The organism is Granulicoccus phenolivorans DSM 17626 = NBRC 107789 = JCM 15570, assembly GCF_000423085.1.
GTDB lineage: Bacteria > Actinomycetota > Actinomycetes > Propionibacteriales > Propionibacteriaceae > Granulicoccus > Granulicoccus phenolivorans.
In genome coordinates this window covers 137,976-160,103 of record NZ_KE383975.1, presented here as the reverse complement: position 1 = coordinate 160,103, position 22,128 = coordinate 137,976, and the positions used below count along the sequence as shown (strand labels likewise).

Annotated in this window: 24 protein-coding genes; 9 read left to right on the top strand and 15 right to left on the bottom strand. The window is 70.1% G+C overall.

Going from position 1 to position 22,128, the window contains the following annotated elements:
* Positions 1-16 precede the first annotated feature (16 nt).
* Positions 17-511 carry a nuclear transport factor 2 family protein gene (locus G531_RS0119095; protein WP_026928456.1) on the bottom strand — a complete coding sequence of 165 codons (495 nt, stop codon included), beginning with the start codon at positions 509-511 and terminating at the stop codon, positions 17-19.
* 155 nt (positions 512-666) lie between these two features.
* Here G531_RS0119095 and G531_RS0119090 point away from each other — a divergent pair, with 155 nt between their 5' ends.
* The gene (locus G531_RS0119090; protein ID WP_145978629.1) at positions 667-1,491 is read left to right on the top strand and encodes a hypothetical protein; all 825 of its coding nucleotides are present in this window, start codon (positions 667-669) and stop codon (positions 1,489-1,491) included.
* Between the two features lie 84 nt (positions 1,492-1,575).
* Positions 1,576-4,332: a phosphoenolpyruvate carboxylase gene (ppc, locus tag G531_RS0119085; RefSeq protein ID WP_026928454.1), complete on the top strand. Its 2,757-nt coding sequence runs from the start codon at positions 1,576-1,578 to the stop codon at positions 4,330-4,332.
* 103 nt (positions 4,333-4,435) lie between these two features.
* Here ppc and G531_RS26355 read toward each other — a convergent pair whose 3' ends face one another.
* Positions 4,436-4,600, bottom strand: coding sequence for a hypothetical protein (locus G531_RS26355; protein ID WP_169515889.1), 165 nt, complete (start codon positions 4,598-4,600; stop codon positions 4,436-4,438).
* 72 nt (positions 4,601-4,672) lie between these two features.
* Between G531_RS26355 and G531_RS0119075 the strand changes: the two genes are divergently transcribed.
* Positions 4,673-6,319, top strand: coding sequence for an FAD-dependent oxidoreductase (locus G531_RS0119075; protein WP_026928453.1), 1,647 nt, complete (start codon positions 4,673-4,675; stop codon positions 6,317-6,319).
* 30 nt (positions 6,320-6,349) lie between these two features.
* Here the strand turns inward: G531_RS0119075 and G531_RS0119070 are convergent, their stop codons facing one another.
* A complete protein-coding gene (locus G531_RS0119070; protein ID WP_026928452.1) occupies positions 6,350-6,610 on the bottom strand; it encodes a metal-sensitive transcriptional regulator in 261 nt (86 codons plus the stop codon).
* 168 nt (positions 6,611-6,778) lie between these two features.
* Between G531_RS0119070 and G531_RS0119065 the strand changes: the two genes are divergently transcribed.
* The 4 genes from G531_RS0119065 (at position 6,779) to G531_RS24075 (ending at position 10,455) form a co-directional block, all read left to right on the top strand.
* Complete coding sequence (locus tag G531_RS0119065) at positions 6,779-7,294, top strand: hypothetical protein (protein ID WP_026928451.1); 516 nt, start codon at positions 6,779-6,781, stop codon at positions 7,292-7,294.
* Positions 7,295-7,377: 83 nt separating this feature from the next.
* Complete coding sequence (locus G531_RS0119060) at positions 7,378-8,394, top strand: pirin family protein (RefSeq protein ID WP_026928450.1); 1,017 nt, start codon at positions 7,378-7,380, stop codon at positions 8,392-8,394.
* A gap of 159 nt (positions 8,395-8,553) precedes the next feature.
* Positions 8,554-10,050 carry a benzaldehyde dehydrogenase gene (locus G531_RS0119055; RefSeq protein WP_245630448.1) on the top strand — a complete coding sequence of 499 codons (1,497 nt, stop codon included), beginning with the start codon at positions 8,554-8,556 and terminating at the stop codon, positions 10,048-10,050.
* Positions 10,051-10,086: 36 nt separating this feature from the next.
* Positions 10,087-10,455 (top strand): cupin domain-containing protein, encoded by a 369-nt coding sequence (locus G531_RS24075; protein ID WP_035759810.1) that lies wholly within the window; start codon positions 10,087-10,089, stop codon positions 10,453-10,455.
* 28 nt (positions 10,456-10,483) lie between these two features.
* Here the strand turns inward: G531_RS24075 and G531_RS24985 are convergent, their stop codons facing one another.
* The gene (locus tag G531_RS24985; protein WP_026928448.1) at positions 10,484-11,452 is read right to left on the bottom strand and encodes an AraC-like ligand-binding domain-containing protein; all 969 of its coding nucleotides are present in this window, start codon (positions 11,450-11,452) and stop codon (positions 10,484-10,486) included.
* 81 nt (positions 11,453-11,533) lie between these two features.
* Positions 11,534-11,944, bottom strand: a complete 411-nt coding sequence (locus G531_RS0119040) for a pyridoxamine 5'-phosphate oxidase family protein (protein WP_026928447.1) — start codon at positions 11,942-11,944, stop codon at positions 11,534-11,536.
* A gap of 82 nt (positions 11,945-12,026) precedes the next feature.
* Between G531_RS0119040 and G531_RS0119035 the strand changes: the two genes are divergently transcribed.
* A complete protein-coding gene (locus G531_RS0119035; RefSeq protein ID WP_026928446.1) occupies positions 12,027-12,539 on the top strand; it encodes a nuclear transport factor 2-like protein in 513 nt (170 codons plus the stop codon).
* Positions 12,540-12,622: 83 nt separating this feature from the next.
* On the opposite strand, the gene G531_RS0119030 is transcribed toward G531_RS0119035, so the two are convergent.
* From G531_RS0119030 to G531_RS0119005, 6 genes are all read right to left on the bottom strand, one after another.
* Positions 12,623-13,450, bottom strand: coding sequence for a MetQ/NlpA family ABC transporter substrate-binding protein (locus G531_RS0119030; RefSeq protein ID WP_035759809.1), 828 nt, complete (start codon positions 13,448-13,450; stop codon positions 12,623-12,625).
* A 29-nt stretch (positions 13,451-13,479) separates the two neighbouring features.
* Positions 13,480-14,136, bottom strand: a complete 657-nt coding sequence (locus G531_RS0119025; RefSeq protein WP_026928444.1) for a methionine ABC transporter permease — start codon at positions 14,134-14,136, stop codon at positions 13,480-13,482.
* Positions 14,136-14,861: a methionine ABC transporter ATP-binding protein gene (locus G531_RS24065; RefSeq protein ID WP_051215739.1), complete on the bottom strand. Its 726-nt coding sequence runs from the start codon at positions 14,859-14,861 to the stop codon at positions 14,136-14,138. The genes G531_RS0119025 and G531_RS24065 overlap by 1 nt, the downstream gene beginning before the upstream one ends.
* 191 nt (positions 14,862-15,052) lie before the next feature.
* A complete protein-coding gene (locus tag G531_RS0119015) occupies positions 15,053-15,502 on the bottom strand; it encodes an oxidoreductase-like domain-containing protein (protein WP_145978630.1) in 450 nt (149 codons plus the stop codon).
* Positions 15,503-15,524: 22 nt separating this feature from the next.
* Positions 15,525-16,469: a DUF808 domain-containing protein gene (locus G531_RS0119010; protein ID WP_026928442.1), complete on the bottom strand. Its 945-nt coding sequence runs from the start codon at positions 16,467-16,469 to the stop codon at positions 15,525-15,527.
* Positions 16,470-16,548: 79 nt separating this feature from the next.
* Complete coding sequence (locus tag G531_RS0119005; protein WP_026928441.1) at positions 16,549-17,565, bottom strand: zinc-dependent alcohol dehydrogenase family protein; 1,017 nt, start codon at positions 17,563-17,565, stop codon at positions 16,549-16,551.
* A gap of 210 nt (positions 17,566-17,775) precedes the next feature.
* On the opposite strand from G531_RS0119005, the gene G531_RS25880 reads away from it, so the two are divergent.
* The gene (locus tag G531_RS25880) at positions 17,776-17,928 is read left to right on the top strand and encodes a hypothetical protein (RefSeq protein WP_155827990.1); all 153 of its coding nucleotides are present in this window, start codon (positions 17,776-17,778) and stop codon (positions 17,926-17,928) included.
* A 4-nt stretch (positions 17,929-17,932) separates the two neighbouring features.
* Here the strand turns inward: G531_RS25880 and G531_RS24980 are convergent, their stop codons facing one another.
* Genes G531_RS24980 through G531_RS0118980 form a run of 4 tightly spaced genes read right to left on the bottom strand, consistent with a single transcriptional unit; the run spans position 17,933 to position 22,063 of the window.
* Positions 17,933-21,028: a LysM peptidoglycan-binding domain-containing protein gene (locus tag G531_RS24980; protein ID WP_026928440.1), complete on the bottom strand. Its 3,096-nt coding sequence runs from the start codon at positions 21,026-21,028 to the stop codon at positions 17,933-17,935.
* Between the two features lie 54 nt (positions 21,029-21,082).
* The gene (locus tag G531_RS26245) at positions 21,083-21,526 is read right to left on the bottom strand and encodes a TadE/TadG family type IV pilus assembly protein (RefSeq protein ID WP_026928439.1); all 444 of its coding nucleotides are present in this window, start codon (positions 21,524-21,526) and stop codon (positions 21,083-21,085) included.
* Entirely contained in the window at positions 21,523-21,894 is a 372-nt protein-coding gene (locus G531_RS0118985) for a TadE family protein (RefSeq protein WP_081684283.1), read from the bottom strand. The genes G531_RS26245 and G531_RS0118985 overlap by 4 nt, the downstream gene beginning before the upstream one ends.
* Complete coding sequence (locus G531_RS0118980) at positions 21,869-22,063, bottom strand: hypothetical protein (protein WP_026928437.1); 195 nt, start codon at positions 22,061-22,063, stop codon at positions 21,869-21,871. Before G531_RS0118980 ends, G531_RS0118985 begins: the two co-directional genes overlap by 26 nt.
* Between the last annotated feature and the right edge of the window lie 65 nt (positions 22,064-22,128).

The following is a 22,128-nucleotide window of genomic DNA, read 5'->3' as shown; positions in this document are numbered from 1 at the left end:
TTGTGCCGGGCGGGGCTCAGGAGGTGGCGGCGGGCTTGTGCGCCTCGCCGGTGATGTGACCCTGGTCCTCGTTCCAGACGAAGTTGATCCGCGAGCGGGCGATCTTCCAGCCGCTGCCCTCGCGCCGGTAGTCCTCGAGGTAGTGCGCGATGATCTTCAGCGGGTTCTCCTTGGGCGCGCCGAAGGTGAAGTCCAGCAGGTAGAACTCGCCGTGGGCGGTGTCCCCGTCGACGGTGACCACATCGTTGGTGATCGCATGCATGGTCTTGCCGCCGAGGGTGGCCAGCGAGTCGCGGTAGCCCTCGGTGATCTGGTCGATCCCCTCCCACTGTCCGAACGGACCGAAGACACAGACCGCATCATCGGTGAACAGGGCCACCAGACCCGCCAGGTCGGTGCGGTCGTACGCCCAGCAGTAGCGGTGCCGCAGTTCCCGGACCGCCTCGGCATCGAGCAGCCGCTGGACGGCCGGGTCCGGATGGGTCGGGGTGATCGATTCACTGGCACTCATGAGGTCCCTTTCGCAGGTCGGGTCGCACCGCGTTGTGACGGCCCGGACCACAATCTAGTCGCATAGATTCGCTGTGACCAGAGACTATGCGCAGAGATTTCGGTGTCAGCAGTTCCGGTGTCGAGTGGCAAGATGGACCCCCTGAGGGGAGGGCCGTGACGCTCAACGACGATCTCGCACCACGACGCGCACTACCGGCGGTCCGGCCGGAGCCGCGGCCGGCCGTGGTGGCGCCTGCCCGCTTCCAGCGCGAGATCCGGGAGTGGCTGTCCGGGCAGCCCGCCGTGTCCCGGGTGGTCGAGGTGAGCGAGAACTCCCCCGGCGCGGGCCTGTTCACCGGCCTGACCGCGTACGCCGAGTTGGCCCCCGGCGTACACGCCGCCGCGGTGGCCGATCTGGTCACCGGCTGGGCCGCCGTCCGCGGCAAGCGGAACTGGACCCTGTCCCTGGGCGCTCGGGTCGCGATCATCCTCGACCCCGGCAGCACCGGCAGCTGGGTGGGGGACGCCTGGGCGTACCTGATGGCCGATGAGCGCCTGAGCGAGGGAAGCGCGCTGGCTCCCCGGGTGAGTACGCCGGGCGCCACCGTGGTGCTGCGTACCGACGGGGCGGCGCTGCCGGTGCTGTGGCACCACCTGGACACCGGGCGGCGGGAGTTGTATCGCCCGCGCCGGGCGATCACCCCGTCGGACTCCGAGCCGGCCGAGCTGCCGGCGGTGCCGTTCAATGTCGAGGTGCAGGCCCCGGGCGAGGACTACCGGGTCTCCGGTCATGCCGAACTGCTGCTGGCCTGCCGCCCGGCTCTGGAGGGCCTGACCGCGGCCGCCGACGGGGCCCGGATCGAAGCCGTGTTCGGTTCGGAGTCCGCGACGGTGACGGTGTCCGCCGAGACTCCTCGGCAGGCCGAAGCGGTCCGGCGTACCTGGGACCGGGCGGGGGTTCCCGAGGGCGCCACCCTCGAGGTCGTCACCGCGTACTGATCAGTGCCGGGTCCCGCCGATGTCCGAAAGTGCGACGGTGCCGACTGTTGTGCAGCCCGCACCGGCCGGGCTTAGATTCATGGTGTGAGCGAAGCCACCACAGACCCCGTGTCCGACGACAACGATCCGATCAGCGGTGACCTGCGCGCCGACGTACGCCGCGTCTCCACCCTGCTGGGCCAGACGCTGGTCCGCCACCACGGCCAGGAGCTGCTCGATCTGGTCGAGACCGTGCGGGTGAAGACCAAGGAGTCCAAGTCCGGCGACGCGGCGGCGGCCGCCGAGGTCCGGCGGGTCCTGTCCGAACTGCCGCTGGAGCGGGCCAGTGACCTGGTCCGGGCGTTCACCACCTACTTCCATCTGGCCAATGCCGCCGAACAGGTGCACCGCGTCCGGGGCCTGGCCACCCGGCCCGAGCGCGAGGGCTGGTTGACCAGTACCGTCGCCGATATCGTCGCCGCCGGCGGACCGGAGTTGCTCGCCCAGGGGGTCGCCGAACTCGATGTCCGCCCCGTCTTCACCGCACACCCCACCGAGGCCTCCCGGCGCAGCGTGCTGACCAAACTGCGCCACATCTCCGACGAGCTGGCCACGCCCACCGAGCCCGACACGGTGGCGCGGCGCCGCCAGGACCGACAGTTGGCCGAACTGATCGATCTGATCTGGCAGACCAACGAACTGCGGCGCGACTCGCCCCGGCCGATCGACGAGGCCCGCAACGCGATGTACTACCTGGAGCGGGTGATCGGCGACACTCTGCCCGAACTGTTCGGAGAGCTGTCCGACCTGGTCGCCGAACAAGGCGTCACCCTGGATCCGACCCATCCGCCGATGCGGTTCGGCTCCTGGATCGGCGGCGACCGCGACGGCAACCCGAACGTGACCGCGGCGGCCACCCACGAGGTGCTCGGGCTGCACAACCTGATCGCCACCCAGGTCGGGGTACGGGTGATCGACACGCTGATCTCCGAGCTGTCCAGCTCGGACGTGGTCGTCCACGCGTCTCCGGAGCTCGAGGCCTCCCTGGCTGCCGACCAGGCGGTGATCGAGCTGGATCCGACCATCCTGACGATCGAGGCCGGGGAGACCTACCGGCTCAAGCTGCACTGCATTCGGGTGAAGCTGCTCAACACCCGGTCCCGGATCCAACAGGGCACCGCCCACGTCCCCGGCGTGGACTACGCCTCCGGCGCCGAGATCGTCGCCGAACTGAACCTGATCGCGGACTCGCTGCGCTCCCACGGGGGCGAACTGGTCGCCGACGGTCGGGTGGCGAAGGCGATCCAGACCGCAGCCGGCAGCGGGCTGTACCTGGCCACCCTGGACATCCGCGAGCATGCCGAGAAACACCACGCTACGCTCGGCAAACTGGTGGATGCCACCGGGGAGTTCGCCACGCCGTACGCCGACCTCACCCGGGCCGAGCGGCTGGACCTCCTCGCCACCGAGCTCACCTCCCGGCGTCCGCTGATGACCCGGACCGCCGAGCGCGACAGCGTCCTGGCCGTCTTCGACGAGGTACGCGACGCCATCCACACCTACGGTCCCGGGGTGATCGAGACCTACATCATCTCGATGACCCAGGGCCCCGACGATGTGCTCGCCGCCGCCATCCTGGCCCGGGAGGCCGGACTGGTCGACCTGGGTGCCCAGCCGTTCGCGCTGATCGGGTTCGCGCCGCTGCTGGAGACCATCGAGGAACTGCGCGGATCCGCCGACCTGATCGATGCGCTGCTCAGCACCCCGTCCTACCGGGAACTCGTCCGGCTGCACGGCAACACCCAGGAGATCATGCTGGGCTACTCCGACTCGAACAAGCAGTCGGGGGTGTTCACCTCCCAGTGGGCGATCCATCTGGCCCAGCGCTCGCTGCGCGATGTGGCGAAGAAGCACGGGGTGAAGCTGCGCCTGTTCCACGGCCGCGGCGGGTCGGTCGGCCGCGGCGGTGGCCCCACCTACGACGCGATCATGGCCCAGCCCAACGGCGTACTCGAGGGGGAGATCAAGTTCACCGAGCAGGGCGAGGTGATCTCCGACAAGTTCATGCTGCCGGCCCTGGCGCACGAGAACCTGGAACTGTCCCTGGCCGCGGTGCTGCGGGCCAGCACCCTGCACCGGGACCCGGTGCACTCCCCCCAGGAACTCGCCATCTGGGACGAGGTGATGGATCTGACCTCCGATGCCGCCTTCGCCCGCTACACCGGCCTGATCAACGACCCGGACCTTCCGGCGTACTTCGTCGCGGCGACGCCGGTGGATCAGTTGGGGGCGCTGAAGATCGGCAGCCGGCCCAGCAAGCGGCCCAACTCCGATGCCGGCCTGGAGGGCCTGCGGGCGATCCCGTGGGTCTTCGGGTGGACCCAGACCCGGCAGATCGTGCCCGGGTGGTACGGCGTCGGCTCCGGGCTGAAGGCGGCCCGGGAGGCCGGCCACGGCGCCATGATGAAGCGGATGCTGGCCGAGTGGGCCATGTTCGCCTCGGTGATCTCGAATGTGGAGATGACCATCGCCAAGACCGACCTGGACATCGCCGCGCACTACATCGACACCCTGGTACCCGAAAATCTGCGGCACCTGTTCGACGACATCAAGGCCGAGTACGCGCTGACCGTGGCCGAACTGGAACTGCTGACCGGGGAGTCGGAGCTGTTGGACAACCAGCCCGCACTGAAGCGGACGTTCGCGGTCCGCGACCGCTACCTGGACCCGATCTCCTACCTGCAGGTGGAACTGCTGCACCGGTTGCGGCAGGGCGACGTCGGGGACGATGAGGGGGCACTGCAGCGGGCGCTGCTGATCACGGTGAACGGCGTCGCGGCGGGGCTGCGCAACACTGGCTAGCCGGGCGGCGGGGCTGCGCACACCTGGGCGGCCGACGCAACGGAACCGGGCGGGAGTCGGATGACGGCTCCCGCCCGGTTCCGGTTTCGCCCGGGGCTCGGGCTCAGCGCAGGAACTTGCCCAGGAAACCGCCGGACGGCTTCGCCGCGCCCGCGTGCCCGGGGCACCACTGGCCGGCCGGCACGGTGGCCTTGACCTGATCGATGTGCTGGCCGCAGCCGGCCCAGGTGGTCTTGCCGCACTGCTTGCAGGTCACTGGTCGACACATAAGAGGCTCCTTCAGAGGGGGAACTGACACCTCGAATAATACCCCCGGGGGTATTCGTGGCACAATCGAGTCATGCGAATTATTATTGTGGGCGGCGTCGCCGGAGGAATGAGCACTGCAGCCCGGCTGCGGCGTCTGGACGAGTCCGCCGAAATCATCGTGCTGGAGCGCAGTGGCTACGTCTCCTATGCCAACTGCGGCCTCCCCTACTACGTCGGCGGCGTGATCGAGGACCGCTCCGCCCTCCTGTTGCAGACCCCGGAATCCCTGCAGGCGCGGTTCAACCTCGATGTGCGCGTCGGCCACGAGGTGACCGACATCGACGCCGGCGCCAGGACGGTGACCGTACGCGACCTCGCCACCGGCCGCGACACCACCGAGCTCTACGACAAGCTGGTGCTGGCGCCGGGCGCGCAGCCGGTCCGCCCGCCGATCCCCGGTGCGGAGCGGGCGCTGAGCCTGCGCACCGTGGAGGACACCGACGCGATGCTGGCCGCGGTCGCGCAGGCCCGGAGCGCGGTGGTGATCGGGGGCGGCTTCATCGGGCTCGAGGTGGCGGAGAACCTGTTGCACCGCGGACTTCGGGTTTCGGTGATCGAAATGACCCCGCAGGTGATGGCTCCGCTGGATCCGGAGATGGTGGAACCGGTGCATCAGGCGATGCGGTCCGCCGGGATCGACCTGCGGCTGAACACCGCCGCGACCGCGATCGGTCCGGACACGGTGACCCTGTCCGATGGGGACACGGTGCCGGCCGATCTGGTCGTCGCGGCGATCGGCGTACGCCCGGACACCACGCTGGCCCGGGCGGCCGGGCTGCGGCTGGGCGAACGCGGCGGGATCGCGGTCGATGAACACAACCTCACCAGCGACGACTCGATCTATGCGATCGGGGACGCCGCGGAGAAGGCGGACGCCCTCGACGGGTCGGGCACGCTGGTCCCGCTGGCGAACACCGCCAACCTGGCCGGCCGCCGGGTCGCCGACCACATCGCCGGCCTGCCCCGGCACACCCGGGCGGTGCTCGGGACCGCGATCGTGGGGATGCTCGGCCTGCAGGTGGCCAGCACCGGCTGGAGCGAGAAGCGGCTGCGGGCCGCGGGTCGGGCGTACCGGGCGATCCATACCCATCCGGCCTCGCACGCGGGGTACTACCCCGGCGCGGCGCAACTGGCGCTGAAGCTGTTGGTGGACCCCGAGACCGATGCCATCCTGGGCGCCCAGGGTGTCGGGACCGACGGGGTGGACAAGCGGATCGATGTGATCGCCACCGCGATGAGCGGCGGGATCACCGCCTCCGGGCTGGCCGAGCTCGAGCTCGCGTACGCCCCGGCGTTCGGCTCGGCGAAGGATCCGATCAACATGCTCGGTCACGTGGCGGAGAACCTGCGTACCGGCAGCACCCGGTCGCTGCAGTGGCACGAGGTGGAGGACGCGGTCCGGGCCGGTGCGCGGGTGCTCGACGTGCGGACCGCGGGCGAGGTGGCCGCCGGCACGATCCCCGGCGCCGTCGCGATCCCGGTCGACGAGCTGCGCGAGCGGGTGGCCGAGCTGCCCGACGGCCCGCTGGTGGTGACCTGTGCGGTGGGCGTACGCGGCCATGTGGCCACCCGGCTGCTGACCCAACTGGGCCGCGACGCGGTCAACCTGGACGGCGGCTACCGGACCTGGTCGGCCGGCATGGCCGCGACGGTAGGAGAACCCACCCCGGTCGGCTGATCGGTTGACCTCCGCGCGACACCTGGACGCTCAGGCCAGGGAGAGGAAGAGCCTCTCCAGCTTCTGGGCGTCCAGGTCGTCGGAGTCGGGATCGGCGAGACACTGCCGCAGCCCGGTCGAAATGGTCTGGAAGGCGGCCCGATCGACCGCCTTCGAGACCGCGGCCAGCTGGGTCACGATGTCCTCGCACTCCCGACCGTCCTCGATCATCGCGATCACCCCGCCCAACTGGCCCCGGGCGCGCTTCAGGCGGGCCAGGACGGACTTCAGATCCGCGGAATCAATGTGCATCGGAACCTCCTCGATTTTCGTCCCAGGATACCCCCACCGGTATCCGGCGGTAATCCCTGACCGCCGCTGCCCGCCGCCGCCGGGTAACAACCTCATCACCGGACAAAAGGGGACTTGTTTCCACCCCCCGGCGAGCGCACTCTGGAGCACACGCCGTTGGGAGGCATCATGACCGAACTACATCGCATCGGCATCGCTCCGGTGCAGGCCCGCGGGTCCCTGACCGGATTCCTGCTGCTGCAGAATTGGCCGCGGGACACCGTGGAATGGTCCAAGCTGCTCGTCCTCGCCGTCCAGGTCGCGGCGATCCCGGGTTTCCTGCCCGCCAGCACGGTCTTCCTGGTGCAGGACGAGCTTCCCGAACTCGTCTATCCCGGCGCGGTCGGTGTCATCGTCTCGGCCGGCCACGCGGTTGGCGAGGACGCCCTGGCGCCCGGCGATCTGGCCGAACGCGGGATGCCCCCGGCCCTGGTCGTGCTCCACCCACCGCAGTCGATCCAGGACCACGGAGCCGCCGCCGGGTGCGTCTTCCTGCCCGGGCTGCCCTATCTGGGGTTGGACCATCGGGCGGTCTGGGCCAATGCGGACGCCGAGGGACGGGTGTCGCGGCTGATCACCCGCGGCGACGTCGATCCGGCCGAGGATCCGGACACCGCCGCGCTGGCCAGCCTGCTCGCGGCCTGAGCCCCCCACCGGCGCGGCCCGCGCCCGTCCGGAATAGGATGAACCCGGAAACTGTTGAAGGTTCATCTATCTAGGAGGGCATAATGTCCGTGATCCGTCAGGTCGTTGAACTGGGACCGCAGTGGCCCGGGATCGACCCGTTCCTGTTCAGCATGCATCACCGGGATGCGTACCCGGCGGCCAAGGGCACCACGATGACGCCCGACGCGTCGCTCGAGGGGCGTGATCTGGGGCAGGACTTCTCCGGCAAGGACGGGTGGTCGATGTATCACGGGCAGAGTGTGCCCGGGTTCCCGCAGCACCCGCACCGCGGCTTCGAGACCGTCACGGTGGTGCTCGAGGGTGCGGTCGACCACGTCGATTCCGCCGGTGCCAGTGCCCGGTACGCCGACGGCGACACCCAGTGGCTGACCGCCGGGAGCGGTGTCGCCCACTCCGAGATGTTCCCGCTGCGCGATGCCGAGGGCCCGAACCCGCTGGAACTGTTCCAGATCTGGCTGAACCTGGCCCCGGAGGACAAGACCGCCGACGCGAACTTCGAGATGTTCTGGGCCGAGGAGACCCCGATCGTCACGCGCACCGACGAGGAGGGTCGGACCACCCGGGTCCGGCTGGTGGCCGGCAAGCTGGACGGGGTCACGGCGCTGACCCCGCCGCCGCGCTCCTGGGCCGCCCGACCGGAGAACGATCTGGCGATCTGGGTGATCGACATGGCGCCGGGAGCCACGACGGTGCTGCCGGCGGCCAGTTCGCAGGCCGTGCGGGTGCTGTACACCTTCGAGGGCGCGGTCACCATCGAGGACCAGACCCTGTCCGATCAGGCCGCCGTGCTGGACACCGACCAGGGCGTACGCCTGAGCGCCGGGGCCGAGGGGGCCCGGATGCTGATGCTGCAGGGCCGCCCGATCGGGGCTCCGGTGGTGCAGCACGGGCCGTTCGTGGGCAACAGCCGTGACGACATCGCCAAGGCGTTCGACGACTACCAGCGCGGTGAGTTCGGCCGCTGGACGAATCCGGACAATGCGCCGGTGAACGCCCATGACGCCGGCCGGTTCGCGCGCTATCCCGACGGGACGCTGCGTACGCCCCCGACCGCCTGAGCACCTGCCTCGGAGTACCGCGGACGGGTCGACACCACTGTCGACCCGTCCGCGTTTTGTCGCGTACCGACAACACTGTGTCGCCCCCGGACAACCGGCGGGCCGAACCGCGGCGCACACTGGTAGTCACCTCAACGTTGAGTGATGGAAGGACTCCTGATGACACAGCAGATGACCGACGGCGAGCAGACCGCAACCGCGAGCTTCCTGCCCCGTGAGCTCTGGGACGGCAAAATCTTCACCGGCACCTGGGACGCCGCGGCGACCACGTCCCCGGTGATCGAGCCGGCGACCGGGGAAACCCTCGGCTCGGTCGGCATGGTCGACGCCGACGGGGTCGCCCGGGCAGCCCGCGCGGCGGCCGAGGCCCAGCGTGACTGGGCCCGGGCCAGCTATGAGACCCGCGCGGCCGTGCTGCGGAAGGCGGCCCGGGTCGCGGAGGAGAACATCGGGGAGATCATCGACTGGCTGATCCGCGAAGCGGGCTCGACCCGGCCGAAGGCCGAGTTCGAGGGCGCCGGGATCAACGTGAAGGCGCTGCACGAGGCCGCCGGGCTGCCGTCGCGCGCCACCGGGGAGATCCTGCCCAGTCCGGACGGGAAACTGACCATGGCCCGGCGCCGGCCGCTGGGTGTGGTCGGGGTGATCTCCCCGTTCAACTTCCCGCTGTACCTGGCGATGCGCGCGGTGGCGCCGGCGCTCGCGCTGGGCAATGCGGTGGTCCTCAAGCCGGATCCCCGGACCGCGGTCTGCGGCGGTTTCGTGATCGCGCGCATCTTCGAACTGGCCGGTCTGCCCGCCGGCGTCCTGCAGGTCGTGCCCGGCGACGGAGCTGCCGGTGCGGCCATCACCAGCGACCCGAATATCGCGATGATCCAGTTCACCGGCTCGACCGCGGCCGGCCGCAAGGTCGGCGAGGCGGCCGGCCGCAACCTGAAGAAGGTCTCGCTGGAGCTGGGCGGCAAGAACTCGCTGCTCATCCTCGACGACGCCGATCTCGACCTGGCGGTGGCGAACACCGCGTGGGGTGCGTACCTGCATCAGGGCCAGATCTGCATGGCCACCGGGCGGGTGCTGGTGGCGCGCTCGATCTATCCGGAGTTCCTGGCCAAGTTGAGCGCCAAGGCGAAAGCGCTGCCCGTCGGTAACCCGGCCACCGAGCAGGTGGCCCTCGGTCCGCTGATCAACGAGCACCAGCGCGACCATGCGCTGCGGATCGTCCAGGAGGCCGAGCAGGCCGGCGCGACGATCGAGGCCGGCGGCACCAGCGAGGGCCTGTTCTTCCAGGCCACGGTGCTGTCCGGAGTCACTACCGACAGCCCGGCGTTCACCGAGGAGATCTTCGCCCCGGTGGCGGTGGTGGTCCCCTTCGACAGCGACGACGAGGCGGTGGCGCTGGCCAACGACACCGAGTACGGGCTGGCGATGGGCGTGATCAGCAGCAACGTCGCCCGTGCGATGGCGCTGGGCGAACGGCTCAACACCGGTCTGCTGCACATCAACGACCAGACCGTGAACGATGACGTGCTCAACCCCTTCGGCGGCGTCGGCGCCTCCGGCAACGGAACCAGCATCGGGGGCGCCTCGAACTGGGAGGAGTTCACCACCTGGCAGTGGGTGACCGTACGCGACCAGGCCCCGGCGTACCCGATGTGAGCCGGCCACCACTTCCACACAACCGAAGGAGATCCGATGTCCACCAACCATCGCTGGGACTCGATGCAGGTCGCGCTGCAGGGACCGGGAGTGGAGATTCGCCGCGCCGATGATGCCGGTCTGGCGCAGTGCCTGATCCGGCTCGCGGCCGGAACGCGCACCGATGAGCTGTTTGCCGGCCTGCCGGAGGATCAGTGCCAGAGCGCCCACTGGGGCTACATCGTCTCCGGGACGATGCGCGTGCACAGCAAGGAGGGCGCCCAGGACTACCTCGCCGGGGAGCTCTACTACTGGTCCGCCGGCCACAACCTCGAAGCGGTGACCGATGCCGTGTACGTGGAAATCTCGCCCTCGGCCGACTACGACGTACTGATGGCGCACTGCCACCAAGTGCTGGGTAGCTGACCCCTGCCGCGATGGCGCCGACCGATCCTCAGGTCGGCGTCACCGCGGTGCGGTGAGTGTGCCGGTACTCGCTGGGGGTCTCCCCGTACGCGGCCCGGAAGCTGCGCGACAGCCACGAGGCGTCGCTCACTCCCCACCGGGCGGCGATCATCGAGACCGGGCGATGGGCGTGGGCGGGGTCGACCAGATCCCGCCGGATAGCGGCCAACCGGCGTTCCCGGATCAGCGCGGTCAGTGTCAACCCCTGGGCGGCGAAGGCGCGCTGGACCGATCGGGCGGTGAGGTGGTGAACCGCAGCCACCGTGGTGGTCCCCAGCTCGGGGTCGGCCAGGTGGGTCTCGACGTAGTGGACCAACTGGGTGACCAGCGCGTCGGGGACGGTGTCCACCGCCACGGACAGGTTCTCCACCAGCGCCCCGGTCAGCAGGGCCAGCCCGGCCTGCCCCAGGGAATCGACGGTCAGCTGGTGTGCCGACTCCACGGCCACCAGGCCGGACAGGTAGCTCGCAAAAACCTGACCCGGGCCGTTGCGGACATCGATCGGTCGCTCCATCAGTCGGGCCACGCGCCGTTCGGGCAGGTCGAGCCCCTGTGGCGGCACGGTCAGGACCGACACCTCCCAGTTGCTCTCGAAGCTCAGCCGATAGGGCCGGGCGGTGTCGTACAGAGCGAACTCGCCGGGGCCCGCCGTAACGGTGTGGCCGTTCTGCTCCACCATCATCCGTCCGCGGCGGATCAGGGACACCTTCAGCCGATCGCTGGGTTCGCGCCGGGTGGCAGTCTGCGTCCGAGCCAGGTCCTGTCCGTTGCCCCGCATCTGGTGAAAGGTCACCGGCCCCAGCGGGAGGCTGCGTACCGCGCCCTCGACCTGACCCGAACTCTCGGCGGCCCGGGCCGCCGAGCACTGCAACCCGAAAAACCGCTCCGACATGGCCAGATGCCACAGGTCACCGACGAGCCGGGAATCCGGTGGCGCTGCCTCGGGCGATCCGGACATGACCTCACCTCACCTGTCGGGACTCCGTTCGGCCATGATGACCGCCGCAGTTTCCCGGGTCAAGTGCCCGGGGTCCGGGACTCAGATCCCGGCGAGGGCACCCCAGCCGTGGTAGGAATCGATCGCGAACCAGACGCTGACCCGAGGCCGGTCCCGCACGGCGTACGGCTTGCCGGTGTAGTGGATGGCCAGCAGGTCGATGCCGGCGAGCCCGGGCTCGTCGGCGATCTCCACCACGTGCCCGCGGACGCTCAGATGGGTGCCCCAGTTGTCGTGGTCCAACGCGGTCAGTGACACCAGGCCGTTGCTGCGCAGATGCTTCAGCCGCGCCCGGCCGGCATCGAGGTCCAGCAGGATCCGGTTGTCGTCCTGGAGCAGGTACCAGGTGGCCACCGAAACCGGCTGACCAGCACGGTTCACCGTCGCCATGACGGCCGGGTTGGGCCGCTTCAGAAAGTCGAGTGCATCCTGGGGCGGAAGTCCTTTGGGCATCCCTGCTCCGATCTGTGATGGGTGGTGTTGCGACAATAGCCGCACGCCCTTCCCCCGCCACCCGCGCCCCCTGGAGGCCGCCATGCCACTGCCCGTTGTGATCCAGGACTGGATGACCGCCGACCGCGCCAAGGACCTCCCGCGGATGCGGGACCTGCTCGCCGAACAGGTGGAACTCATCTCTCCGCTCACCGACCAGTTCACCTTCTCCGGCCGCCGGGAGGTGAGCGGGGTGTACGAGGCCATCTTCACCGACCTGAGCGAGATCGAGTTCGTCAACACCACCGGCGCCGACCGGGACTGGGTCCTGCACGGTCGCAACACCTTCCGGGGCCGCAATCTGGAGGAGATCCAGTGGCTGCAGTTGGACGAGCACGACCTGATCGAGCAGATCACGCTGTTCCTGCGGCCCGCGCCGGCGGCGATTGCGGTGCTGGCCACGATCGGCCGGCGCCTGCACGCGAACGGGATCATGGCCCGGCCGGCCGCGGTGGCCTCGGCGGCAGCGGTGCCGGTGTCGATCGGGCTCACCGGGATCGAACGATTCCTGATGCCGCGGCTGGGCCCCCATCACCGTAGGCAGCCCCGGGAGTAGGCGGGACCGAACGCGACCGGACACGCAGCGGCGGCCGCCACCCGAAGGTGACGGCCGCCGCGAACACGGTCCGGACGAATGCCTCAGCAGGCCGGGATGACCGAGCCCTGGTACTTCTGGTTGATGAAGTCCTTGGTCGCCTGGCTGCACAGCAGTTCGCCCAGCTTCTTCAGCGACGGCTTGTTCGCGTCGGCCTCCTTGACCACCAGCACGTTGGCGTACGGGTTGCCCTCGGCCTTCTCCACCGCGATGGCGTCCTTGCTCGGGGTCAGGTTGGCCTGCAGGGCGTAGTTGCCGTTGATCACCGCGGCATCCAGGTCCGGCAGGGAGTGGGTCAGCTGGGCGGCCTCGAGTTCGCTGAAGGTCAGGTTCTTCGGGTTCTGGGCGATGTCCAGCGGGGTGGCGTTGAGGTTGTTCGGATCCTTCAGCTGGATCACGCCGTTGTCGTGCAGCAGCTTCAGCGCCCGGGCCTCGTTGGAGGGATCGTTCGGTACGCCGATCTTCCCGCCGGTCGGCAGCGAGTTGAGGTCCTTGACCTTCTGGGAGTAGACACCCAGCGGCTCCAGATGCACCGGGGTGATCACGGCGAACTTGTAGCCGTTCTGCTTCACCTGCTCATCGAGGTACGGCTTGTGCTGGAAGTAGTTCGCATCCAGCGAGCCGTCGTTCAGCGCGACGTTCGGCTGGACGTAGTCCTGGAACTCGGTGACCTCGATCTTCAGCCCGGCGTCCTTGGCCTGCCCGTCGGCGACGAACTTGATGATCTCGGCGTGCGGAACCGGCGACACACCGATCCGGATGGTGTTGGCGTCGGCGCTGGCGGCCGGCTGCGAACTGCCCGAGGAGCAGGCAGTGAGGGCCAGCACGAGGCCGGCGGCGGCTGCGGCCACCTTCAGAAACTTGCGGGACATGGTCTTCCTTTCGGGATGTTGGGTGGTGCTCATCGCTGAGCGAGGGCTCGAGACAGGCGATCGCCGAGGAATTGCACGAGCATGGTCAGCACGATCAGCACGATCACCGTCCAGATCAGCACCTGGATGTTGTAGCGCTGGTAGCCGTACCGGATGGCGACGTCGCCCAGGCCGCCGCCGCCGATCGCGCCGGCCATCGCCGAGTAGCCGATCAGCGAAACGAACGTGGTGGTGGCCGCGGCGACCAGCCCGGGCATCGATTCCGGCAGCAACACATGGCGGACCAACTGGAAGTTGCTGGCGCCCATCACCGTGCCGGCGTCGAGTTTGCCGGGGGCGACCTCGCGCAGCGAGGTCTCGACCAGCCGCGCGAACAGCGGGGCCGCCGACAGGGACAGTGGGACGATCGCGGCGCCGGAGCCGATGCTGGTGCCGACCATCAGTCGGGTCAGCGGAATCACCAGCACCATCAGGATGATGAACGGCAGCGAGCGGCCGATATCGATGATCAGGCCGAGGATTCGGTTCACGGTGCGGTTCGGGGCGAGGCCGACCCGGGAGGTCACGTGCACGATCACCCCGAGCGGCAGGCCGACGACGATCGCGAAGAAGGTGGACACCACCACCATGAACAGCGTCTGCCAGGTGGCTTCGCCGATCAGGCCGGCGATCTGACTCGGGTCCATCAGGCGGCCTCCCCGTTCGTGTAGCGCAGCACGTGCTGCTCATCCCGGACGGCGGTCCGCACGATCCGGCCGGTGTCCAGGACGGCGACCTCGTCGCAGATGTCGCGGACCACTTCGAGCTGGTGACTGATCAGGACGGTGGTCAGGCCGAGTTCATCGGTCAGGTCCCGCAGCAGCGCGATGATCGCTTGGGTGTTCGCGTGATCCAGGGCCGAGGTGGACTCGTCGGAGATCAGCACGCTCGGCCGGTTCACCAGGGCGCGGGCGATCGCGACCCGTTGCTGCTGACCGCCGGACAGGTGTCGGGGATGGACCGATGCCTTCTCGGCGAGCCCGACCCGCTCGAGCAGGTCCATCGCACGCCGGCGCCGCTCGCCGGCGGCCACCCCGGCGATCTGCAACGGCAGTTCCACATTGCCGAGCGCGGAGCGGGCGTCCATCAGGTTGAAGGCCTGGAAGATCATCCCGATGGCCCGGCGGGCCTGTCGCAGCTGCGCGCCGCCCAGGCCGGTCAGCTCGACCCCGTCCACGGTGATCGTGCCCGAGGTGGGCCGTTCCAGCAGGGTGAGACAGCGCCCGAGCGTCGATTTGCCCGAACCGGACGGCCCGATCAGGCCCATCACGTGGCCGCGCTCGACCTCCAACGACAGGTCGTCCACGGCGAGGACGGGTTCGGTGTTGCGCCGTCCCGGATACACCTTGGTCAGGTGGCTCACTTCGATCATGGCTTCCTTCGCGCCCGGGGCCGGGCCTGGTTCGTACGGTGTGCAGTGGGGTGCGTGGCAGGGCAGCTCAACAGCGCCCGCATACCACCTGAGCACACATCTGCAGCCGTCGCACGATCGCCACCTTCCAAAGCCCCACAAAAATAGCGAATAGATCCATTACACGCATCTATTGCTCGCGATGTGAGCGATCACCGGTCCAGGACGCAGTTCGCGCAGCCCTCGCCGCAGCAGGTGTCGGGGTCGGTGAGCAGGTCGTCGAGCAGTTGTGCGGCGCGCCGGTCGAGTTCGGTGAGCAGCGTACGCATGCGCTCCGGGCCGGGCTCCCCCGGCTCGACCGGCCACACCTCGACCGAGGCGCGGACCCCCGGTGGCAGCGGGACGAAGCCGAGGTTGTTGCGATAGCCGATGAACACGGTGGCGGTGAAGTCCTCGGTCCGGGCGTACGCCTCCCCGGCGCTCGGCTCCACCGGCCCGGGCAGGGCGGCCAGCGCCTCCACGGCCAGCGGATTCACCGGGTCCGGCGTACCGACCCAGCGCCAGGTGCTGGCGAGTTCGTCGCGGGCGCGACGACGGAACAGGGCCTCGGTCAGCGGCGCCAGCGACTCCGGATCGGCCCCGACGAAGCAAACCATGCGCACCGACCCAGTTTAGGTGGCTCGCTCAGTGGGCCGCGCCCTCGGCCTGGCCCTTCTTGCCGAAGGGCAGGAAGTGGATGATCACCGCCAGCACGGCGCCGACGGCCAGGCCGACGATCGCCGAGCAGAGGGTGTCGACCAGCCAGGACAGGAAGGCGCCGACCACGGGCACGTGCGCGGCGGGTTCGCTCAGCAGGTGCACCAGCCCGTACGGCGCGTGCCAGCCCAGTTTGTCCGCGCCGGAGAGGAGGATGTGCCCGCCCACCCACAACATCGCGACCATGCCGACGCTGGACAGGATGTTCATCACCGTCGGCATTGCGTTGACCAGGCGGCGACCGAGCTTCTGCGTACTCGCCCGGTCCTGCTCGGTCATGTGCAGGCCGATGTCGTCCATCTTCACCAGCAGCGCGACGACCCCGTACACCAGCAGGGTGATCCCGATCGCAACCACGACCAGGGTTCCCGCCTTCGGGAACAGGCTGATCGTCGGGTTCGTCTCCTTGACCGCGTTCAGGGTGATCACCATGATCTCGGCGGACAGGATGAAGTCGGTCCGGATCGCACTGCCGGTCATCTTCTTCTCGAAGTCCGCGCCGCGGTCGACCGCGGCCCCACCCTCGTCGGCGCTCGCCTCCGGTCGGTTGTGACCGGAGACCTTCTCCCACAGTTTCTCCGCCCCCTCATAACTGAGGTAGAGCCCGCCCAGCATGAGCAGCGGAGTGAGCACGAACGGCAGGAACTGATCCAGCAGCAACAGCAGCACGATCAGGATCGCCTTGTTCAGCAGCGACCCCTTGGTGATCTTCCAGATGATCGGCAGCTCGCGGGCCGGGCTGAACCCACGAACGTACTGCGGGGCGACCGCGGCATCGTCGACCACCACGGCCACAGCCTTGGAGCCGGCGCTGCTGGCCATCTTGGCGATCACGGCGACATCGTCGAGCAGGGCAGCGAGACCGCCGGCCATGGGTACCTCCCGGTGCGAGTGCGTGCAGGCGAACGCTAGCAGCGTACGGTGCCGCGGCGCCGCGCGCGGACCACGGAATTCACGGGCGCAGCAGCACCTTGATCGCGCGGCGTTCGTCCATCGCCCGGTAGGCCTCGGCCACCTCGGCCAGCGGCAGTTCCAGGTCGAAGACCCGGCCGGGGTTGATCTGTCCGGCCAGCACCCGCCCCATCAGATCGGGCAGGTAGTGCCGCGCCGGGGCCATGCCGCCGCGCAGGCCGACATTGCGGTTGAACATCTGCCGGATCGGGAGCTCGATGCCGTGCGGTACGCCGACGTAGCCGACCGTCGCCCCCGGCCGGGCCGAGGCGAGCGCCTGCAGCATCGAGTCGTTGGTCCCGACACATTCGAGGACGGCATCGGCACCGACCCCCTCGGTCAGTTCCATGATCTTCGCCACGCCGTCGTCACCGCGCTCGGCGATGAGGTCGGTGGCGCCGAACTCGCGGGCCAGCTGCTGGCGCGGCTCGTGCCGACTCATCGCAATCACCCGCTCGGCGCCCATTTCCGCGGCCGCCAGGACGCCGCACAGGCCGACCGCGCCGTCCCCGACGACCGCGACGGTCATTCCGGCCTCCACCCCGGCGCAGGTGGCCGCGTGCCAGCCGGTCGACATCACGTCCGACAGGGTGAGCAGGCTGGGGATGAGGGCGGGATCGGGCGGCTCGGGGGTGGCGACCAGGGTGCCGTCGGCGTTCGGGACGCGGATCAGTTCGGCCTGGCAGTCGTCGTAGTTGAACTTCTCCACGCACGCGGTCTGAACGCCGCTGAGGCAGTGCGGACACTTCCCGCAACTGGCGGTGAAGCCGCCGACGACGAACTGACCCGGCCGGACGGCGGTGACGTCCTCGCCGACCGCCTCGACAACCCCGCAGTACTCGTGACCGACGGACTTCGGCCCGTGGAACGGGTTGATCCCGCGGTAGTGCCACAGGTCCGAGCCGCAGACGCAGGTGGCCGAGGTACGCACCACGGCGTCGGTCGGCTCGATGATCTGCGCGTCGGGTCGGTCCTCGCTGATCACTTCGAAGGGTGCGGTGAGCAGGGTGCCACGCATGATGTCCTCCCGGGGAGACAACGGATGCCGACTTGCAGCCTAGCCACCGGGCCCGAGCCGTGGCGACGATCGAGCGCGGGCATCCGCGGCGAGGAAGCAACGGCGAGGGTTTCGGTCACTCGGAGTGAGGACTGGCGCCACGCACATAAGCTGTTATGATTACGTCATTCGATTTCTTGATATTGCCTGGACGGCTTGGAAGGAGTAATGGTGAACGAGTCGCAGACCCACGATCTGGCGAACAACTACCTGGCGCTGGCGGCGTTGTCGATGTGTGTTCCCGCCGCACTCCTCGCGCCACCGGCACCGGCTTCCGAGGCCACGGCGGACGAATCCGACCGGGATCTGTCGATCGCCGCCTAGCGGTTCAGGAGATGCTCCGCACCCGGAGCTGACCCTCCAGCGCCTGCTGCATCAGGTCGATGGTCTCCGCGGCCAGGTCGATGTTGCGCCGACGCGCGGCGCGGGACAGCCGCAGGCACAGCCGCTCCACCTCCGTCCGGTTCCCGGCGTGAAACTCGGTGGTCAGGCGTACCGACAGCAACCGCTCGTCGTCCGGGACGGCCGCCAGTGCCCGGGCCGCGGCCCACCGGGCCAGGTCCAGGTCACCGCGTTCGTTGGCCCGCAGGCTCAGCACCACGCCGACGTCGCGGATGGTTGAGGCCATATCGGTACGCAGGGTCTCCGCCCAGGTCCACTGGCCCGGCGCCGCATCAGCCAGGGGCGCACCGCGGACCAGGTCGAGGACGGACACCAGGGCGGATTCGGGCGCCCGGCGCAGGCCGCCGACCAGGTGGAGTTGGACCAGTTGCCAGTCGGAGGTGACGTCCTCGTGCAGCTCGATCCGCCCGCTGTAGGCATCGGGAAGGTAGGGCGCACCCGTGTCGTCGGCGCCCAGCCAGCTGCGCAACCGACTCATATTGGACCGCCGCGTGCCCTCGGCCACAAACAGCGCCTGCCCCATCCGGACCGAGGTTCGGCCGGGGTTCTCCAGCAGCCAGGCGGCGTACTCCACGCATTGCCGCAGGGCTCGATCGGGCCGCGGACCACGGGCGTTGCGGAGGTCGATGGGCCCCAGCAGCATCACGATCGGATGCGCTGTGGTCACGGCGGGCTCCTGCGGTCGGCGGTGAGTGGACAGGTAGGCGATCTTGGCGGGCCGGGCAGTCGGCAGATCGTCCGGCGGACTCTCCGGGGGCGGCTGCGGCGGCGGTCGGAGCACCGTGGTCACGGCGGCGGCCCGGGGTGGCTCCTCGACCGCTGCGGGGGCCGGCTCCCACCAGGGTGCGGGGTCGGTACGCCGGGACTCACTGAGCCGCAACAACCCGACCAGCGCGTCGCGGGTGTCCCGATCGATCACCTGTGGAAGCAGATCGAGGTGCCCGGTCGGGGTCCGGAGCCCGCCGGATCCGCCCTCGGGATCCAGCCGCAGGTACGCCCCGCCGAGATCGGTCGCGGCAACGATCGCGATGCCGACCTCGGGGCCCACCGGCAGGGCCAGCAGTCGTCGGCGCTGCGCCGGGGTGAGTTCGGTGTCGACCAGCAGTACCCGCGGCAGCCAGGCTTCGGCGAGTTCGTCGCTCAGCCGGTGCGTGCGCGCACCCTCGCGGCGCATCCCGGCGATCGCCTCGAGTTCGTCGAGGACCGGATCCAGCTGGGGGCAGTGGCGTACGTTCGGCAGATTGAGCGCCGCCACCAGAGCAGGGTCGCCGCCGACCAGGTCGACCGGGAGCCCGCCGTTCCACCACGAACAACTGAGTTCCAGCAGCAGCGCGTTGAGGGCCCCGATGGTGCCGGCGCGGGGGCCCTGGATGCTGAGTCGGCCCAGCGACTCCGGATCGATCAGCACCAGGCTGTCGGCATGGGCGCCGACGGTGGCCAGGGCCGGCCACGGGGCCAGCCCTTCTCCGGTCGGTCCGCTGTCTCCGGTCGGTCCGGTCTCGGGGGCGGGGCCGGGCTGCGCCGCGGGGGGCTGCGGGGTGCGGGCGAGTTCCCAGGTGGTCGGGCCGCGGCGCCGGAACGGGTGGGGTGGCAGCCCGGGATCGGTCGCGAACTCGAAGCCGACCAGCCTGTCGGTGACGATCACCCGCAGCAGGTCCGGAACCGTGGTCGCCCCGGCGCGGAAATGCGCGCCGAGCAACTGCTGCGCCCGGTCGACCAGATCCAGGGCCGCGGTGTCGGCCTGCCCGCCGAAGCGTTCGGCCGTACGCCGGCCCGGCTCCCCGGGATGCGGGATCCGACGCCCGAGCGGACGCTGCACCAGTTGAATGTCCCGACGCTGGGCGATCGCCGAGACGAACCCGGCGGCGAGCAGACAGCCCACTCCGCCGGCGAACAGCGAGGCCCGCTCGGACTCCGGTTCCGGATCGGGGGCGGACGCGGCGTCGGGAGCGCCGGTCGTCGGGGTGGGAGTCGGGCTCGGGGTGGGAGTCGGGCTCGGGGCAGCAGTCGGCGCACGGGTCGGGCTCGGCGTACGGATCGGGCCGGCATCGGGTGACCCCACCGGCGGAGTCGACGGCTTCTCCGCGAGCCGCGGCGGAGTCGACGCGGCGCGCGGAGTCGGTGGGGCTTCCGGGGGCAGGGCCGGTGGGGTTTCCGGGGGCAGGGTGGGCGGTACCGAGCGGGCCGACGCCGGCGGCCGGGCGGGACGCTCGCCCCGCGCCGGGTCCCCCACTTGTCCCGTGGCGTCCAGCCGACCCCCCAGCGGCAGCTGGCCCGCGGACTCCACCGAACCGCTGTGGGGTGGCTGCGGCGCCGGATCCGGCGGCAGAGTGGGCGGAACGGGGGGCCGGTAGTCCGGGATCACCATCCGGGATCCGCTGACCAGCCGGTCCGGATCCACCTCCGGGTTGGCGTCGGCGATCCGCACCCAGGCGCGACCGTCGGCATAGAAGCGCTCCGCGAGGGTCCACAGGTCGTCGGTGGGTTCCACGCGGTGCCGGTACGCCTGCTCCGCCGGATCGGCCGGTGCCACGGCCGGGAGCGGCTCGGGCGCCGTCGGCTCGGACGGGGTCGGTTCGGGCGGCGTCGGTTCGGGCGGGGTCGGCTCCGGCCGGATCGCGCCGCGGTCATCCAGGGTGACGACCTTGATCACCGGCGTCGGTGGCGCCCCCGAGGTCGCCGCCCCACTGAGCGGGATCGCCAGCATCGCCGAAACGGCCAGGATCAGTCCGGCCATGATGGCCTGGGGCCGACGCAGGCCGGGCAGCCGGATCCGGATGCGTTGGTGACTGAGGGCCGCCGGTAGTTCCACGAGGAACGCCAGGGTGAACACCAGCCAGGCGCCCCAGCCGAGCAGGGTGAGCAGGCCGAGCAGGACCGAGCCGTCGTCGGGGCGCAGCAGCAGCGACCAGTGCAGGGTGTCGAGCTCGGGGAGGGCGCCGACGGTGCCCAGCAGCAGGGGTCCGCCGACCAGGATCGCGAGCAGCGCCGACAGGGCCGCAACCCCGCGTACCACCCTCATCGTGCCCTCCTCATCCGCCGCACCGCGTCAGTCACCGCGCACCTCAACCGCACCTCAACCCCGCCGGCGATGGGTGTCCAGGGCGCTCTCGGCGCTCGCGGTCACCGCGGTGGATCCCGGTACGCCGGGCACCGCCAGATCGGCCAGCGGGACCGAGCAGGTGAGGGTGGCCCGCACCCGGGCCGGTTCGCCGACCGGCACGCGGTACCCGCTGAGGTCCAGCGTCAGCCGCGGGTGCACACAGGACAGGCCGTGCTCGCGCAGCATGGCCAGGGCCCGGTTCGCCGCGGCCCGTCCGGCGGCCTCGGAATCGGCTCGCGAGGCCGCGGTGGCCAGGCTCTGTGCCGCGTCCACCACCTGCCCGCGGGCCAGCCAGATCCGGCCGCCGACCAGGATCAGGCCGAGGAACAACAGCAGCACCGGAAGGGTCAGGGTCAGTTCGACACTGGCCCGACCCCGTTCGTCGCGGTTCCCCGAGGCGAGGCGACGGCGGTTCACCACACCTCCTGGGGCGCGACGGCTTCCTGCCGGACGTATTCCAGGCCCAGGGCGTACAGCATCGGTACCCGGCCGGACACCGTGACCCGGACCATGCCCTGCTCCCGTCGGGAATCCACGGCCACGTCGGTCAGGCCGCCGCGGGCAGCGACGCGGCGGGCCATCGCGCTGCCCTCGCCGGGCCTGGCGAGCGCGGCGGAGTCGGTCTCGGCCGCCGCGGCCGCGGCCTCCTGCACCACGTTCTTGCCGTGCAGCCACAGCCCCACCTGGAGCGTGCCCAGGAAGGCGAGCAGGAGCACCGGGGTCAGCATCGCCCAGCTGAGCGAGTCGCTGACCCCGCGCTCATTGCGGCATCTTGGACTTGACATAGGCGGTGACCGCGACGATGACCAGGGTGGCCACCGTCACGGCCCCTCCGAGCAGGATGGCGTTCTCGGTCGACTGGGACAGCCCGCGTTCATCACGCGCGCGGGGGCGGGTGAGCAGGAGCAGCAGGCCGATGGTGGTGGCGAACAGACGGGCCGGGGTTCGGGACATGACAGGCCTTTCGGGGGTGGGTGGCACGAATGAGTCTGGTCGGGGAACGGGTGGTCGGAACAGGG

What these genes read in the sequence shown, in the direction of transcription:
- G531_RS0119005 (WP_026928441.1), bottom strand. Translation starts at nt 17,565, where the DNA reads ATGCGTGGCACCCTGCTCACCGCACCCTTCGAAGTGATCAGCGAGGAC.
- G531_RS0119075 (WP_026928453.1), top strand. Translation starts at nt 4,673, where the DNA reads ATGCGAATTATTATTGTGGGCGGCGTCGCCGGAGGAATGAGCACTGCA.
- G531_RS0119030 (WP_035759809.1), bottom strand. Translation starts at nt 13,450, where the DNA reads ATGTCCCGCAAGTTTCTGAAGGTGGCCGCAGCCGCCGCCGGCCTCGTG.
- G531_RS24065 (WP_051215739.1), bottom strand. Translation starts at nt 14,861, where the DNA reads ATGATCGAAGTGAGCCACCTGACCAAGGTGTATCCGGGACGGCGCAAC.
- G531_RS24985 (WP_026928448.1), bottom strand. Translation starts at nt 11,452, where the DNA reads ATGTCCGGATCGCCCGAGGCAGCGCCACCGGATTCCCGGCTCGTCGGT.
- G531_RS0119025 (WP_026928444.1), bottom strand. Translation starts at nt 14,136, where the DNA reads ATGGACCCGAGTCAGATCGCCGGCCTGATCGGCGAAGCCACCTGGCAG.
- G531_RS0119095 (WP_026928456.1), bottom strand. Translation starts at nt 511, where the DNA reads ATGAGTGCCAGTGAATCGATCACCCCGACCCATCCGGACCCGGCCGTC.
- G531_RS0118985 (WP_081684283.1), bottom strand. Translation starts at nt 21,894, where the DNA reads ATGTCAAGTCCAAGATGCCGCAATGAGCGCGGGGTCAGCGACTCGCTC.
- G531_RS0119010 (WP_026928442.1), bottom strand. Translation starts at nt 16,469, where the DNA reads ATGGCCGGCGGTCTCGCTGCCCTGCTCGACGATGTCGCCGTGATCGCC.
- G531_RS26355 (WP_169515889.1), bottom strand. Translation starts at nt 4,600, where the DNA reads ATGTGTCGACCAGTGACCTGCAAGCAGTGCGGCAAGACCACCTGGGCC.
- G531_RS24980 (WP_026928440.1), bottom strand. Translation starts at nt 21,028, where the DNA reads ATGAGGGTGGTACGCGGGGTTGCGGCCCTGTCGGCGCTGCTCGCGATC.
- G531_RS0119035 (WP_026928446.1), top strand. Translation starts at nt 12,027, where the DNA reads ATGCCACTGCCCGTTGTGATCCAGGACTGGATGACCGCCGACCGCGCC.
- G531_RS0119040 (WP_026928447.1), bottom strand. Translation starts at nt 11,944, where the DNA reads ATGCCCAAAGGACTTCCGCCCCAGGATGCACTCGACTTTCTGAAGCGG.
- G531_RS0119060 (WP_026928450.1), top strand. Translation starts at nt 7,378, where the DNA reads ATGTCCGTGATCCGTCAGGTCGTTGAACTGGGACCGCAGTGGCCCGGG.
- G531_RS24075 (WP_035759810.1), top strand. Translation starts at nt 10,087, where the DNA reads ATGTCCACCAACCATCGCTGGGACTCGATGCAGGTCGCGCTGCAGGGA.
- G531_RS0119055 (WP_245630448.1), top strand. Translation starts at nt 8,554, where the DNA reads ATGACACAGCAGATGACCGACGGCGAGCAGACCGCAACCGCGAGCTTC.
- G531_RS0118980 (WP_026928437.1), bottom strand. Translation starts at nt 22,063, where the DNA reads ATGTCCCGAACCCCGGCCCGTCTGTTCGCCACCACCATCGGCCTGCTG.
- G531_RS0119065 (WP_026928451.1), top strand. Translation starts at nt 6,779, where the DNA reads ATGACCGAACTACATCGCATCGGCATCGCTCCGGTGCAGGCCCGCGGG.
- G531_RS0119070 (WP_026928452.1), bottom strand. Translation starts at nt 6,610, where the DNA reads ATGCACATTGATTCCGCGGATCTGAAGTCCGTCCTGGCCCGCCTGAAG.